Below are 15,454 nucleotides of genomic sequence, written 5' to 3' on the forward strand. Positions count from 1 at the left end.
TTCGCAATACAGACTACCGTGAGCCGACCTGCGCTCCTCGGGTCGCGCGGAAAAGATCCCATCGATCAATATGGGCACCATTTTTCCATCCCCCGTCAATGTGCCCAACCGTGACCAATCCCACTCCACTAGCGCCCCCATGGACCATTCTCTTGAGCTGGAACGTTATCGGGAAACTGACTTTCGTCGATCCGCCCTTGACATCTAGAGCAAACTTTCGCATCTTGGCGCCTGTTTGGCCATTGTGGATGACCGTATCGAATGTCCGCGGGATCAGATCCTTGGCGAACTAGAGCATCACGAGCAATGTCTTCTGCACAAAAGTTACCAGCCTTCGACTGCTTCTTTCCTACGGCCCAACGCCCAGTATTGCAGTCAACCGCACCTACGATCATTGCATATTTATTGATCTGGCTCTTCGTCTTTCCGCCGTTGTGCCAATCATCTAGAACCGCATCACGTCGTCGGTCTGCTTCGTCGAAGCATTCCTGGTCACTGAGGCCTCCATCGTTGTGGACCAGGACGGCTTGGTCGCCTGCTACCACATGGTAGGTGTGGAGGTCCTCGACTGTCAGGTTGTGGACGCGTTGGGTGGCGGTCCACTTCTTGGTGGCGGTGATCTGCACGAAGGTGCCAGCACTGGTCCGCAAGACCATGCCAGGCAGAAGCTTGCTCGCCTTGACCCATGTGCGGAGGTTGGCGACCCAGAACGGATGACCGTCGGTCGCGACCACGGCTGCGCCGTCGTCGGCTGACCCGTCAGCGGCGCTGACGACGATCCGGACAAGGTGCTTCTTCCCGTTACCGGTGATCAGATGACTGACGCGCTTCGCGGCGGTCCGGCCGGTGTCCGCGTCACCGGCGATCACTTGATCGCCGATCTCCACATCCTCGATCGGCTTCGTGGTCCCGTCGGCCATGAGCACCTTGGTGCCCGGGACGAAGCTGTTGCGAGGATTGCACGACACAGGAGGAGGCGGGGGGACATCCGGATATCCATCGGGATCGATATCGGCATCCGGGAAGGGGAAGGTTTGGGGACGCGCCGTACCGTTACCTAGAGATTTATCAGAACCAGGCACGCACCCGAACACCGATGTGGAGTAAAGAAAGCCAACGGTGCTGCAGGTGTCTCCGCTGCCACAGCTGCCGGGATTCCACTGTTCGCAAGGAATTCCCGTGTTGCTGTTATCGCCGACGTCAACGACATCAACTCCCACATGGCCCTTGTTGCTCTTAGTGCAGGGACCGTATGTGCATTGGAAGTCGATAATTTCCTGTGGCGGATCCAGATCATTCGTTATGTTGTTCGGATCGTTTTTGAATTCTTTGCTGTTCGGGTCAAAGTCTGGCTTATATGGCGGCGGCTTCGGCTTCGGCTTCGGCGGAGGGCCACAATTCACTCGGCATGGACTTGGGTTAGTACCCGTAGTGGAGTTGGTGTTCGTGGAGGGCTTGGTGTTCGTGGGAGGCTTGGTGTTCGTGGGAGGCTTGGTGTTCGCGGGAGGCTTGGTGTTCGGGGAAGGCTTGGTATTCGGGGAAGGCTTGGTGCCACCCGGGTCTTTATCTTTACTTGACCCTACAGGGGGCGGCGGCCCAGGCACCTTCTTAGGCTTAGGAGGGGAAGCGGGGGGTGCTGCCGAGGGCTTGCGGGACTCATAGGCATTCTTCGCCGCAGTCGCAGCCGCTCCAACTGCGAGCACACCCGTGGCGACCAACAGCCCCTCGGCGATTCCTGCAAGCGGGATAACCAGTAGGAACACGAGATGTCCGCTGGGGTCGATGCCGGTGAGAGGGCTGGCGTTAGCGTAGGTGTAGCGGTTGGCTTGGATGGACGGACTGGGGCTGAGGGTCCAGTCGTCGCGGGAGGTGAAGGCGCCAGTACCAGGCTGGTACCAGCGGGCGTGCATGTTGACCTTGCCGGTGTCCGGGTCGGTGTACTCGCCCTGGTAGCCCAGGGTGCGCTGGGTGCCGGAGCGGTGGGTGACCTCGCCGAACGGGTCGTAGGCGACCGAGTCGGCCAGTGCGGTGCCGGAGAAGGTGGCGACCATATCCCCGTGCAGGTCGGACATCACGCCAAGCGCGGGGCCGCCGCCTTCCTGCAGACTGAGCAGGCCACCGAAGGGGTCGCGGCCGTACTTGGCCTGGACGGCGCCGACGGCGTCGGTAACGGCAACGATGTCATTCTCCAGCCCGGAGTAGACGAACCGCTGCTGGCTTGCTCCCCTGGTGCGCGAGGTCATCCGACCGAGCGCGTCGTAACCATAAGTGGCATCGCCGTCGGAGACGAGGCGGTCGAAAGCGTCGAAGGCGAGGCCTCGAGTGACGCCGCCCCTGGTCTCCGAAGCCAGGGTGCCCCGGGGGTGTAGGTGTAGTCGACACCACCGCCGGACAGCAGCCGGTTGCGCTCGTCATAGACGAAGGTCTTGCTCCCGGCCTTGATCCGGTTGCCGGCGTCGTCCCAGGCGTAGTCGGTGGTCGTGCCATCCGGGCCGGTCCAGGAGGTCAGCCGTCCGGCGTGGTCGTAGCCGTAGGTGTTGCTGCCCGCCCCGGCCGTGCCGAAGGTGGTCTTGGAGGTGAGGTTGTCGTCCTTGTCCCACCCATAGACGATCTTCGATAGCTCGGTACCGCTGCTGTTCTTCAGCGTCTGTGAGGTGAGCCGGTCGACGGCGTCGTAGGCGTACGACTGAGCATTGGTCGGGCTGGCCGAGGTCCGGCTGGTGAGCCGGTCGGCGTTGTCATAGCCGTAGGTCCAGGTGCGCCCCGTCACCGGGTCGGTGGCGGTCTTGAGCCGGCTGGCGTCGTCCCAGGTGTAGTCCGCCGTGCCGCCCGAGTCGATACGCCGGGTGGGATTACCCAACCCGTCATAGGTATAGGCGGCGACCTGGTTGGTCGCCTTGGACACCTTGGTCAGCAGGCTGCGGTCGTTGTAGTCCAGGGTGTAGTCACCGATCGCGGCCGGGCGGCCCGCCGCGTCGTAGCTGTAGATGCGCTCGGGGGTGGCCACCGACGCGCCGGTGCCGGTCTCCTTGACCATTCGGCCCAGGTGGTCGAAGGTGCGGTCGATGCGCACCCCGCCGGGCTGCAATGTGGAGAGTGTATTGCCCGCCGCGTCGTAGACATTCGTCCAAGTTCGGTCGGCGGCACTGGGATGAGCGGTGGTGACCGGTTCGATGACCGATTCGACCAGGCCGAGGGTGTTGTAGGTGGTCCAGACGGGATTGCCTCGGCCGTCGGTGGTTCGGGTGCGCGCGCCGGTGGCGTCGTAGCCGAACGTGGTGGTGATCGACGTGGTCGCGGAGACCGGCTCGATGAGCGAGGTCATCCGGCCTAGCGCGTCAAACGTGCGCCGGGTGATGTGCCCCTCGCCGGAAGTGTGGCTGGTCGGGTTACCCGCCGGGTCGTAGCCGAACCCGAATGTCCGAACGGTGGCCCCGGCGCTGTCGAAGTCCTTGGCAGCGATCTGCCGTCCGGCGAGGTCGTAGTCAGCCTCGGTGGCGTTGCCCAGTGGGTCGGTCACCTTCGCCGTACGACCGAGGAAGTCATAGCCAACGGTGGACGTGTGTGTGAGTGGGTCGGTGATGGCGGTGACCTGCCCGGCAGCGTTGACCGTGTAGCTGGTGGTCTTGTTACCGGGAGCGATGCTCTTGGTCAGGTTGTCCGCGGTGTCGTAGGTGAATGTGGCGATGAACGTCGCGGTGGTGGGTTTGCGCTCGATCTGCGTTTCGGTGATCATGCGGCCGAGGTCGTCGTAGGTCGCCTCAACCCGGGCGCCGGTCGGATCGATCGCGGCGAGCTTCTCACCCAGTAGGTCGTATTCCGACACCCACTGACCGCCCGGCCCGTCCGGGCCGGGGTCGGTCACCCGCACCGCGTTGCCAAGCGCGTCATACTCCAGCGAGGTGACGTAACCTCGCTGGTCAGTGACCTTGGTTGTGCGGCCGGCCACGTCGTAATCGAAGCTGACCTTGGGAGTGACCGCGTCGCCGCCTGGCGGAGTATAGGAGGGGAAGGTGGCAGAAGTCAGATGTCCGGCCTTGTCGAAGGCTGAGGTGACCGTCCGTCCTTCCGCATCCATGACCTGGGTGAGAAGGCCTGCGCTGTTGTAGCCGTATGTCACCATGGGCCGGCCGTCGGCAGCGGATCCAGCCTTTTCGATCTTCACCTGCGGGGACTTCGTCTCCACGAGCCTGCCCGTGATGTCGTAGCGCATCGTGGTGGTGAAGTCGGATGCGATAGCGCCAGAGGCGTTGCCTCGGGGGTCGGTCGTCGCGGTGGGTATGCCGCGGTCGTCGTAGGCCCAGGTGGAGATCAGGTCCTCGTCACCGTTCTCCACGGTCTGCCTGGTCACCTGGTTCAGGGTGTTGTAGGCATACGAGGTGGACTCGGTCCGGGTGCTGCCCGCACCGGTGAAGGTCTCCTTGGTGACGTTTCCGGCCGCGTCGTACTCGAAGGCGGTCTTGCGCTTGAGTGTCACCGGGTCGAACGTGGTAGAGGTCAGGCGGCCGGCGGCGTCGTAGACATAGTCGGCGGTGGCCTTGCCGCCACCCGTCACCTGCTTGGTGATGTTGCCAGCCGCGTCGTAGGTGTTGGCCTCGACCACCACATCGGCCGGGGTGGTCGAGCCGTTCAGCCGCACGTCGTCGGCGATCGTCTGTGACAGGCGGTTGTCGGTGAAGTATGTATAGGAGGTCTTACGACCCATCGCGTCGGCCTGGGTGGCCAACCGACCTGCTGGGTCATAAGAGCGGGACTCCAGCACCACATCCTTGGCGGCCTGCGGGTTGACCGGGCTGCCGGTCCAGTTCTTGAGCGTCGTGGAGGTCAGCTCGCCGCGCTTGGTGTAGCCGTAAGTGAAGACGGTCCCCACCGGATCGGTCGTCGACGTCAGAGCGCCGGTGGCGTCCCAGACAGAGCGGGCCACCCCGCCCTCCGGGCCGGCGACCGTCTCCACCCGGCCAGAGGTGTCGTAGGTGTAGGTGGTCGTGCGCATGGGATCGCCGCCGGTCAGGTCGGCCAGGCTCTCGGTGAGCATGTTGCCGTCGGCGTCATAGGTGTAAGTCGCCTTGGCGGTGTGGGTGACGTTGGTGATCTCGTTCTTCACCCCGGGGCCGGTCTGCGTGAGCCGGCGTCCGACGCCGTCGTAGGTGAAGGTCGAGGTCACCCCATTGGGGTTGGCCTCGGAGACCTCCGTACGGGAGGTCACCCGGCCCAGTGCGTCATGGGCGAACTTGACGGTCAGCCCGGCCGGGTTGGTCTGCTCGGCCAGGTCCCCGGCCGCGCTGTAGCGGTAGGTGGTCTCGTTGCCCTTGGCGTCCTTTTGCGACTTCACCAGCCCGGCCGGGGTGGTCCCGCCGCCGATCGCGGGCTCGGTGCCGTCGGTGTATGTGAAGGTGGCCGAGCGGCCGCTGGGGAAGTCCGGGGTCGCCGGAGTGCTCACCTTCGCCATATCACCGCGGGTGGTGTGCTCCCACGTTGTCGCGTAGGTGTTGTCGGTGGCATTGGCCGAACGCGCGTCCCGGGAAGTGACCATCTGGTCGTTGCGCGGGTCGAACTCGTCAGCGCTGTTGCGGTAGAACGCCTGGTAGCTGGTCTGGCAGTTGCCCGCCGCCCGGCAGGTCTTGACCGCGGTGACGTTGCCCCGGGTGTCGTTGACCTTCTCGGTGACGTTGTTGTTCGGGTCGGTGACCTTGGCCAGGAACCCACCGGTGTCGTATTCGAACGAGGTGACCTTGCCGAGCTGGTCGGTCTGGCTCACGGGCCGGTAGCCGCGCCAGGCATCGTGGACGTAGCTGAGCGTGTTGGTGTTCGGGTCGGTCACGGTGACCGTCGACTTGCCCGTGGACGGGGCGTACACCGGGGCGCCGATCTTCCAGGTGCCACCGTGCTGGTCGACATGGGTGGTGATCCGCTCGGTGCCCGCGTCGTAGGTGTTGGTCGCCCACACCCGCCCGGACGGGAGCGTGATCTTCGTGAGCTTGTTCGGGGCCTCGGCCCGTGCCGCATAGTGCAGCGCGACCTCGGCCGCGGTAAGGGGTTTGTCGTAGATCGCCACCTCATCAAGGAGGCCGCGGAACGGGAATTCCTGCGTGCCGGTCCCGGTAGGCAGGCCCGGAGCCGACCCTCGCGTGATGATGCCGTTGCCGACCTCGGCGTATGGACGCCAGGTGTCCACCTGCTCGGTCAGCGTGCCGATCTGCTGGCCATCCAGATAAAGGATCTGCTTGTCTCCCGCAACGGTCATCGTCACGTGGTGCCATTGGTTGTCGTTCACCGCACCCGATGAGGACATGGGGGAGCCAGCCGCTTTGAACGAGCCATGCAGCTTGCCGTCGACGCCGACATACAGCATCGGTCCCTCAAGCAGGTACTGGTCGTCCATCGATGAGGCCGACATCAGCACACCGGAGCCGGTGGTCTTGAACCACATCTCCAGCGACACCTGATCCCCCACACGCGCCAGAGCATGATCCGGCAGGCTCACCACTGCGCCGTTGAGCTCCACCGCCGTATCGGTGGTTCCCGCCAGAGCGCCGGGCTTGCCGTACAGCACCTGCCCGTTGGACCCGATCACCTCATACGACGCGTTGCCTGCCCCCGTCCCGAGGGAAGCCGCAACCGGCGTTCCCGTTGTCTCGCCCAGCCGCCAGTACCCGTATGGCTCGGTGTCCTGGGCAATGCCGCGATACAGCGAGCCGCTGTCATAGGCATACCGGGTGCAGTTGGGCGCGGTCACCGGCGCGCACACCGCCGTCAGCTTGTCACCGTCATAGTGATAGGTCCACGTCACCGGGGCCCCGTCCACCAGGTCGCTGGACACGCTCGCCACGTGCGCGCCGTTCCAGGTGAACGTCAGCGACCGGCCACCCGATGCTGTGATCTTCTCCAGCTTGCCGCCTGTCCCATAGGTGAGATCCTGTGCGCGACCATGCTGGTCCGTCACCTTGGTCAGGCGGCCCTGGGCATCGAACACATACGACACCGACGCCTTGTCCATCAACCGCCAGCCCCCGCCGGCCACCTCGGCCAGGGTGGCGTACATGCCCGGTGGCGGCTGGAAGCTGCCCTCGCCGTTGGCGGCGAACCGCACCCGGCGTCCGTCGGGGTAGGTCACCAGCGCCGACACCAGTTCCCCGCGCACCTCCCGGAGGAGCTTCATGTCCCAGCGGGTCGACCAGCCCGCACCGAAGATCCCATCGGTGCGCGGATCCATGCTGTTGTAGGAGCGCGTCACCGCCAGCGGCGGCCCGGCCGTGGCCACCGACAAATCGGTGGCCGAGGTGGTGTAGTTGCCCGCCAGCTGGTGGAACTCCTGGCCGTTGACCCCGCGCGCGGCCAGCTGCGAGCCGATCACCGGCTGGCGCACCCCGGTCGTGAAGGAGATCGCCGGTGAGGTCGTCTTCAGGCCGTTGGAGGTGTCGGTGACGGTCACCGTCCACCAGTACTGCTTGCTCCAGGCCAGCTTGCCTGCCGGAACCTTCCAGGCTTTCTTGTTGATCCAGTCACCGGGTAGCACACCGGAAGAGGCGCAGCCGGTCCCGGTCATTCCCTCGTTGTCACAGATCTTGAAGTCGAAGTTGATCGGCGTGCTGTACGAGTCGTTGCTGCGTGCGTCCGCCCGAAGCGTCGGCGTCCGCGACTCCACCAGCGCCTCGTCAGCCGGGATCACGTCATAAACCGACGGGGACTGGTGGTATGAGCACGGCCCCTGGTTCGTCCACGCCCTATCCCAGTCCGGCGGCGTCCCTATCGTGCTGTTGAAGCCGGTGACCTTCCACAATTGCGCGTCGTAGTAGACGACGTCCCCGTAGCCGTAGCGCCGGGTCGAATCCCAATGCGGATAGTTCTCACACCAGACGGTCGACGTCGACACCGCGGCACTACCTGTGGCGTCGACCACCCCTTGGCGCTCGGCCCGCTGCGCATCCGACGGCACCGAGCCATCGTCCTTAGTCGTCACGGTTCGGGCGCCCTGGCCGGTGAAACGCTTCTCGACCGGCAGAGCACCTTTACGCTGCCGAGGATCCTGCTCGGGCTCTTTGGGCACCTCCACCGACGTCGCCGTCGCCGCGGAATCGACCAGCGACGCAAGCCCCTCCGCCGACCCGGTCAGCTGCTTCGGAGAGTCAGGACTGCCTTGAGCCAACGCGACCGGCCGTACGGCAGCGGTGACCGGAACCGCTTGAAACAGAAGTAAGCCTGGCATCAGAGCCGTAGTGAGTGCCACCGTCAGCCAGGTCTTCCGGCCTGACGAACGCGTCCACGACAAACTACGGCGCATACGCCGTCGCCCTCCGAACAAGTCAGCGCGACGGCGAACGCCTTCGCATTGCCCGTCCCACGAGGCCCGGAGAGGCCGGAACCAGCGGTTCAGGGCGTGCTACTCACAAACGATCAGAAGGTACACATAGAACGCTCCAAACCACAAGATCCACATAAATGACAAATAAAGCAATTTACGGAATGAGTATTCGTAAATTTACATTCCGTGCACAATATTACCGACAGTGACCAGGTGGAAGATTAGTGCGATCGTGACATAAATGGCTGACCTTCCAAGCTCTCCTTCTGACATTCCGGCGGCGGGGTGGTGGCGGGACTTGCGCGGCCGTTCCCGGAAATGGCTGCGAGTGGTCTTTCAGGAGGTGACGTGGAGGACCAGTTTGCCGCGGGTACGGCCCTGCTCTCCGCGCTGGTGTGCCACCGCCGCCTGGGCCAGGGGAAGGACGTCTTCGACTTCGACCGTGACCTCGCCCTGGTCGATAAGGCTTGCGATCCGGGTCAGCGCGGGGCCGTCGGGTTCGACCAGGAACGGGGTGGCGTTCAGGCCGCGCGTGTGGGCGTGGTCGAGCAGTTCGGGTGAGACGCCGGAGGGGACGGCCACGAGCAGGCCGCCGGGGCGCAGGACGTCGAGGGAGCGGGTGCTGGTGGCGTCGTGCTCGTCGCCGACCAGGTCGATGACGACGTCGACGTCCCGGACGGCGTCCTCGAAGCGGCCGGTGGTGTAGTCGATCAGCTCGTCGGCGCCGAGATCGCGCAGCCACTCGTGCTTGGCGGCGCTGGCGGTGCCGATCACATGGGCGCCCAGGTGGCGGGCGAACTGGACGGCCAGGTGGCCGACCCCGCCTGCGGCGGCGTGGATCAGCACCCGCTGGCCGGGCTGGACCTGCGCGGTGTCGACCAGGGCCTGCCAGGCGGTCAGCGCGGCCAGCGGCACACCACCGGCCTGGTCGTGGCCGATGCCCGCGGGCTTGCGGGCGAACTGCCGGGCCGGGGCGGTGACGTACTCGGCGTAGGCTCCGGCCTGGCGGGGGAACCACGGCATGCCGTACACCTCGTCGCCGGGTTTGAAGACGGTCACACCGAACCCGATCTCCTCCACCACCCCCGACACGTCCCAGCCGAGAACGAACGGGGGCTCGCCCAGCACCCCGGCCATGCCTCCACCGGCGCGGGTCTTCCAGTCGACCGGGTTGACCCCGGCCGAGTGCACCCGCACCAGGATCTCGGTCGGCAGCGGCCGGGGCCGGGGAAGCTCGACCAGATGCAGGACCTCCGATCCGCCGAAGGTGTCCTGACTGATCGCGCGCATGGTGGGCGTAGACGTGGACATGATGCTCCCTTGGTTTCAGGTGCTCGTAGAACCTTGGTTCCAGGTGCTCACAGGACCTGGTTTCAGGTGCTCGCAGGGCCGTGGAATGGCCTGCCGAGCCGGACGACCTGCAAGCTATCTGCAGGGAGGTACTAACTTGCAAGAGCTATTACTATCTTTTGGGTAGTACGAGCGAGGGCAGAGGAAGTGCCGTTCATGGTCATGAGCTGTGCCACGGGCAATCACGATCACCACGATGTCTACGCCGCGCAGTGCCCCTGCCGGGACGTTCTCGACCTGCTGGCCAACAAGTGGTCGGCGCTGGCGATCGGCGCACTGGAGGACGGCCCGCAACGTTTCGGCGCGCTGCAGCGGCAGCTGCAGGGGGTTAGTCCCAAGGTGCTGACCCAGACCCTGCGCCGTCTTGAGGACAGCGGTTTCGTCGACCGCACCATCTACCCTGCCGTTCCCCTGCACGTGGAGTACTCGCTCACCGAGTTGGGGCGCGGCGTCGCCATCCCGCTGGCCCAGCTTCGCACCTGGGTTGAGGAGCACCTCGACGAGATTCAGCCCGCCTAGCGAGCCTGATCGCGCCACTCCCCTTCCGGCGTGCTGCGGCTCGCGGGGCCTCTTCCGGCGCACTGTGGCTTGTGGTCCTCTTCCGGGGGTGCGCCTTGTGGGACTCTTCCAAGGTTGTGACTCGGGGGAAGCCGGAGGCGGCGGGGTTGATCTCGCGCTTGTGGTGACAGGCTCGAAAATGAGAACAGCTCGGCCCGTTTGTTCTCCTTGCTTCCCGCTCGACCTGAGAATTGGAGCACTCCTATGTCGTTGGATCTCGGCCGTTTTCCGCGAACCTCCTTGGGCACCTGGCCCACGCCGCTGGAGGAGGCGCCTCGGCTCAGTGAGCGGCTGGGCCGGCGGGTGCTGCTCAAACGCGACGACGTCAACGGGCTCGGCGGCGGGGGGAACAAGCTTCGCAAGCTGGAGTTTCTGCTCGGGCGTGCCCTCGCCGACGGCGTGGACACCGTCATCACCTTCGGCGCGCTGCAGACCAACCACGGGCGCCAGACCGCGGCCGCCTGCGCCCGCCTGGGCCTGCGCTGCCTGCTCATCCTGGTCACGTCGGTTCCGCGCACCGGCGAGGCGTACGAACGCTCCGGAAACATCCTGCTCGACGAGCTCCTCGGCGCGGAGGTGCACATCTGCCCCGACAAGGACGCGGCGGCCGAGGCCTATTTCCGCCTGCTCCAGGCGGAGGAAGCGGAGGGCAGGCGGGTGGCCACGTTCCCGATCGGCGGATCCGACGCGCTGGGCAGTCTCGGCTACGTCGCCGCCGCCGAGGAACTGATCGGCCAGCTCCGGGGAGCCGGTGTCGACACCGCGCGGATCGTCGTCCCCCTCGGCAGCGCGGGCACCGCCGCGGGCCTGATCGTGGGCGCCGGCGCCCTGGGGTGGCCGGGTGTCATCGAGCCGGTCTGCGTGCTGCAGCCCGCCCCGGCCGCCGAGGCCGAGCTACGCACGCTGGCCGCCGACGCCGCGGCGCTGCTGGAGATCGCGCCGCCCGCCTTCGACCGGGTCGACGTCCACGATCGCATGCTGGGCCCGGGGTACGGTGTCCCGACCGATCAGGTGTGGCAGGCCCTGAAGCTGTTCGCCCGCGCTGAGGGCGTCATGCTCGATCCCGTCTACACCGGCAAGGCCGCGGCCGCCTTGCTGAGCCTCCCCCCAAGCGACCAGTCTGACGAACCCATCGTCTTCATTCACACCGGCGGCCTGCCCGGCCTGTTCGGCTATGCACCCGAACTGCGAAAGGAGCTTCACAGCTGACGGCCACCAGCTCGATTCCACCCGGCCGGCCGGCCGAACCGGATGCCGGTGTGGGTGGCATGGCGGACGCGCACCAGTGGCATGGCGGACGCGCACCAGTGGCATGGCGGACGCGCGCCGGTGGCATGGCGCATGCGCGCCGGTCTCGCCGAGACGGCCCTATCGGAGGCTTCCGATCAGCAGGGAATCTCGGTGAACGTCAGATAGCCGCTCCGCACACCCCAGGTGGAGGCGTTGCCGTCGCAGTCTTCGTACTTGCCGCCGACCACTGTGGTGTGAGCGGAGTCGGAGTAGTACGTGGTGTTGCAGGTGTAGCCGAGCTGGCAGACCCTGGCCTGCGCGGGCGCGCCGGGGATGACGGCGAAGGCGGTGACGGCGAGGGTTGCGGCGAGGAGCGCGCGACGAATCATGAGGGAGCCTTCCTGATCGCGGAAGCGGTGTGGGGGGCTCTCGCCCGCCGGGCGAGAGCGGCGCGACACCCGGATCATCCGTCGCCGCAGGCAGAGACGCAAGAAGTGCTCGCATTCGCCGCAGAACGCCGATGAGCGGCCCCGCCCCTGCCGCTTTTCCAGCGGAAGCCGTACACCACGACCATGGGCGTGAGCCGGTTCCCTGATGCCCGAGATGAAGCCCCTCCACAGGCGGGTGAGGGCCGTCTACGAGGCGATCGCCGCGCGGGCGCGGGCCGCCCGGACCGCGGCGGACAGCGTGGCGATGTCGTAGGCGCCGTGGTGGCGGCGTCCGTTGAGGAAGAACGTCGGCGTGCCGGATACGCCGCTCAGGTCGGCGGAGTCGACGTCCTCGGCGATCCGGGGGGCGGTGGCGCGGGTCCGCAGGTCGCGGCGGAAGCGTTCGACGTCGAGGCCGAGAGCTTCGGCGTGGCGGACCAGGTCGGGCGGCCGGAGAGCACCCTGGTGTTCCAGCAACCGGTCGTGCATCGGCCAGAACGCCCCCTGTACGGCCGCCGCCTCGGCTGCCTCGGCGGCCAGCTGCGCGTTCGGGTGGACGTCGTTGAGCGGAAGATGCCGCCAGACGTAGCGGAGGTCGCCGAAGTCGGCGAGCAGGTCGCGGATGACGGATTCCGCCCGGCCGCAGTGGGGGCATTCGAAGTCGCCGTACTCGACCATCGTCACGGGCGCGTCCGCGGGCCCGCGCACGTGGTCGCGGCGTGGGTCCACCGGCGCGGCCAGGTCGATGATGGCCTCGGCCGTACCGAACAGCGCGCGGATCCGCAGGCGCTTCGGCAGAAGCGCGGTCACCCGGGCGACCACCCAGGTCACGGCGGACGCGCAGGCCGCCGCACCGAGCACGCCGATCTTCGCCTCTTCGAGCTGGGCGCCGCCGAAGGCCTTGCTCGCGATGAGCAGGGACACGGTGAACCCCACACCGGAGATCGCGCCGCCGGCCGCGACGGCGGCCCAGCCCACCGGCGGGCGCAGCCGTCCGCGGCTCAGCCGGGTGACGAGCCATGAGGTGCCGGCGATCCCGATCGGCTTGCCCAGGACGTAGCCGAACAGGATCCCGAGCGTGATCGGCGAGGTGAGCGCGCGTGCGAGGAGGTCGCCGTTGATCTCGATCCCGGCGTTGGAGAGTGCGAACAGCGGCACGATCACGTAGCTGGTCCACGGATGGTAGAGCTGTTGCAGCCGCTCGTTCGGCGAGATCGCCGACGCGAGCCCCAGCCGCGCCGAACGCTCGAGCTCCGGGGTCGGCTGCTCGCGGAACAACCGGAACAGGCCGCTCGCGCGTTCGAGGTCGGCGCGTGCCGCCGGGTAGGCGTAGGTCAGCAGTCCCATCGCCAGGCCGACGACGAGCGGATCGACTCCGGACTTGAACAGCGCCACCCACGTGACAGCGCCGAGCAGCGCGTACACCAGCCCGCGGTGCACGCCGGCCGCGCGCACGAGCAGGACCACGCCGAAGATCCCGAGCGCGGCCATGAGCGCCGGCAGCTCGATGTGACCGCTATAGACGATCACGATGACCATGAGCGCGACGATGTCGTCGACGACGGTGACGGTGAGCATGAAGACGCGCAGGCGCTCCGGGAAGTGCGATCCGACGAGCGCGAGCAGCCCGAGCGCGAACGCCGTGTCGGTCGACATCGCCGTGCCCCAGCCGTGCGCGGAGGGGAGACCGGCGTTCACCCCGAGGTAGATCGCGACGGGGACGGCCATCCCGCCGACGCCCGCGAGGACCGGCAGCGCGGCCCGCCGCCGCTCGCGCAGCTCGCCCATGTCGAACTCGCGGCGGGCCTCAAGCCCGATGACGAAGAAGAAGAACGTCATCAGCCCGTTGTTCACCCACTCGCGCAGCTCCTGCGACACACCGGAACCGCCGACGCTGATCGACAGCCGTGTCCGCCAGACGGCCTCGTAGGACGACGGATCGATGTTCACCCATGCCAGCGCGGTGAGCGCGGCGGCCAGCAGCACCGCCGCGCTGCCGGTCTCGGTGCGGAGGAACTCGCGCAGCGGCGTCTGGAGACTGCGCGTCCACGCGGTCCGCCCGGAAAAGGACCCGGAACCGGAAAAGGATGGGCCGGGCGCCTGCGGTTCCGTCATTCCGCAATTGTGTCCCACCTGCGAGAACATCCCCGCGGGGCCCTGCCGTCATGAGTCCCGGCCGGGCACCTGGGAGAGGCTCAGGAGCCCGCGCGGGTGAGGACTTCCAGGGGGTCGGCGAGGACCTGGGCGAAGGCCAGTTCGGCGGCGCCCACCAGGGTGGCGTCGTCGCCGAGGGCCGAGGTGCGCAGGCGCAGGTCGGCGCGTGACGGGGGAAGGGCGTCGACGGCGAGGCGGCTGCGGACCTGGGCGGCGGAGCCGAGGTAGACCTCCCTGAGCATGCCGCCGAAGACGACCATCTCGGGGTTGAAGACGTTGACGAGGTTGGCGACGCCCAGGCCGAGCCAGTCGCCGACGCGGCTCAGCGCCGCCTGGGCGACGATGTCGCCCCGGTCGGCGGCGTCGACCACGGCGCGGACGGCCTCCCGGCCCGTCTGGGAGCCGATCCGTCCGGCGGCGTCCAGCACGGCCCGCTCCCCCACCTCGGCCTCCAGGCAGCCGAGCGAGCCGCATCCGCAGGGGCGGCCCTTGGGGTTGACGACCATGTGGCCGACCTCGCCGCCGAAGCCCTGGTGCCCGCCGAGCAGCTGGCCGTTGACGATCACGCCGCCGCCGATGCCCACGTCTCCGTGGAGGTAGACGAGGTCGCGGCAGCCGACGCCGACCCCGCGGCTGTGTTCGGCGAGGGCAGCGAGGTTGGCGTCGTTTCCCACCGCCACCGGCAGGCCGAGGCCCAGCCGCTTGGTCATCTCCTCGGCGAACGGCACGTCCACCGAGCCCATGTTCGGCCCGAACCTGATGACGCCGTCGCCTCGGCCCACTCCCCCGGAGAAGGCCGCGCCCACTCCGACGCACACCGTGTCCGGCCGTGTCTTGCGGTGCATCTGCCGGGCGAAACCGGCGAGCGGCCCGACGATCTCGTCCAGTGAGAAGGGGCCGCGGCGCCGTACGGTCTCCCGCCGGTCCAGGACCACGCCGCCCAGGCCGACGCGGGCGGCGATCATCCGGTCGACGCCCACGTCGAAGGCGAAGACGTAGACCCGCGCCGATTCCGGGCGCACGACGAGGGACGGGCGCCCGGCCCTGCCGGTCTCCTTGGGAAGCTCCTCCCGCACCAGGCCGGCCGCGGTCAGGTCGGCGGTCAGGGCCATGATGGTGCTGCGGTTGAGCCCCATCCGGCTGGTGAGCTCGGCCCGCGAGGTCGGACCGCCCAGGTGCACATGGCGGAGCAAGGCGCCGAGGTTGTGGCGCCTGATCTCCTCTTGAGAGGGGCCAGCCCGCATCGCTTGGGGTTCCTTCGAGGGTCGGGATCACAGACGGAGAGTCAGGGTCGCAGATTACCTAACCCCTGCGGTGCGCTGACCCTGCCTTTGACCGCGGACGGGAGGGGCGGGGCATGCGACGGCCGCGCGGGGAGGCTCCGGGGCGCCGGGGCCGGTGAACCGCGAACCTCAATCTGACCTCCTTTCCG

8 protein-coding genes are annotated in these 15,454 nt (G+C 67.3%); 2 read left to right on the forward strand and 6 right to left on the reverse strand.

Going from position 1 to position 15,454, the window contains the following annotated elements; all coding sequences use genetic code 11:
• Positions 1-128: 128 nt before the first annotated feature.
• From ACFY2X_RS12960 to ACFY2X_RS12970, 3 genes are all read right to left on the reverse strand, one after another.
• Entirely contained in the window at positions 129-2,243 is a 2,115-nt protein-coding gene (locus tag ACFY2X_RS12960; RefSeq protein ID WP_389936896.1) for an RHS repeat-associated core domain-containing protein, read from the reverse strand.
• The gene (locus ACFY2X_RS12965; RefSeq protein WP_389936899.1) at positions 2,240-7,936 is read right to left on the reverse strand and encodes a LamG-like jellyroll fold domain-containing protein; all 5,697 of its coding nucleotides are present in this window, start codon (positions 7,934-7,936) and stop codon (positions 2,240-2,242) included. Before ACFY2X_RS12965 ends, ACFY2X_RS12960 begins: the two co-directional genes overlap by 4 nt.
• Before the next feature lie 702 nt (positions 7,937-8,638).
• On the reverse strand, positions 8,639-9,613 hold the full coding sequence (locus ACFY2X_RS12970) for an NADP-dependent oxidoreductase (RefSeq protein ID WP_389936902.1): 975 nt from the start codon (positions 9,611-9,613) through the stop codon (positions 8,639-8,641).
• 201 nt (positions 9,614-9,814) lie between these two features.
• Here ACFY2X_RS12970 and ACFY2X_RS12975 point away from each other — a divergent pair, with 201 nt between their 5' ends.
• Both ACFY2X_RS12975 and ACFY2X_RS12980 read left to right on the forward strand, forming a co-directional pair.
• Entirely contained in the window at positions 9,815-10,171 is a 357-nt protein-coding gene (locus ACFY2X_RS12975) for a winged helix-turn-helix transcriptional regulator (RefSeq protein ID WP_389936905.1), read from the forward strand.
• A 243-nt stretch (positions 10,172-10,414) separates the two neighbouring features.
• Positions 10,415-11,419, forward strand: a complete 1,005-nt coding sequence (locus ACFY2X_RS12980) for a D-cysteine desulfhydrase family protein (RefSeq protein WP_389936908.1) — start codon at positions 10,415-10,417, stop codon at positions 11,417-11,419.
• Between the two features lie 176 nt (positions 11,420-11,595).
• Here the strand turns inward: ACFY2X_RS12980 and ACFY2X_RS12985 are convergent, their stop codons facing one another.
• The 3 genes from ACFY2X_RS12985 to ACFY2X_RS12995 form a co-directional block, all read right to left on the reverse strand.
• The gene (locus ACFY2X_RS12985; RefSeq protein ID WP_389936911.1) at positions 11,596-11,829 is read right to left on the reverse strand and encodes a DUF6289 family protein; all 234 of its coding nucleotides are present in this window, start codon (positions 11,827-11,829) and stop codon (positions 11,596-11,598) included.
• 246 nt (positions 11,830-12,075) lie between these two features.
• Entirely contained in the window at positions 12,076-13,983 is a 1,908-nt protein-coding gene (gene nhaA / locus ACFY2X_RS12990; RefSeq protein ID WP_389936914.1) for a Na+/H+ antiporter NhaA, read from the reverse strand.
• 80 nt (positions 13,984-14,063) lie between these two features.
• On the reverse strand, positions 14,064-15,266 hold the full coding sequence (locus tag ACFY2X_RS12995; RefSeq protein ID WP_389936917.1) for an ROK family protein: 1,203 nt from the start codon (positions 15,264-15,266) through the stop codon (positions 14,064-14,066).
• Positions 15,267-15,454: the final 188 nt, after the last annotated feature.

The organism is Streptosporangium sp. NPDC000396, from assembly GCF_042898655.1.
Lineage (GTDB): Bacteria > Actinomycetota > Actinomycetes > Streptosporangiales > Streptosporangiaceae > Streptosporangium.

Excerpts from the sequence above, each read along its gene's own strand:
- ACFY2X_RS12960 (WP_389936896.1), bottom strand. The coding sequence starts at position 2,243 with ATGACCTCGCGCACCAGGGGAGCAAGCCAGCAGCGGTTCGTCTACTCC.
- ACFY2X_RS12970 (WP_389936902.1), bottom strand. The coding sequence starts at position 9,613 with ATGTCCACGTCTACGCCCACCATGCGCGCGATCAGTCAGGACACCTTC.
- ACFY2X_RS12975 (WP_389936905.1), top strand. The coding sequence starts at position 9,815 with ATGAGCTGTGCCACGGGCAATCACGATCACCACGATGTCTACGCCGCG.
- ACFY2X_RS12980 (WP_389936908.1), top strand. The coding sequence starts at position 10,415 with ATGTCGTTGGATCTCGGCCGTTTTCCGCGAACCTCCTTGGGCACCTGG.
- ACFY2X_RS12985 (WP_389936911.1), bottom strand. The coding sequence starts at position 11,829 with ATGATTCGTCGCGCGCTCCTCGCCGCAACCCTCGCCGTCACCGCCTTC.
- nhaA (WP_389936914.1), bottom strand. The coding sequence starts at position 13,983 with ATGACGGAACCGCAGGCGCCCGGCCCATCCTTTTCCGGTTCCGGGTCC.
- ACFY2X_RS12995 (WP_389936917.1), bottom strand. The coding sequence starts at position 15,266 with ATGCGGGCTGGCCCCTCTCAAGAGGAGATCAGGCGCCACAACCTCGGC.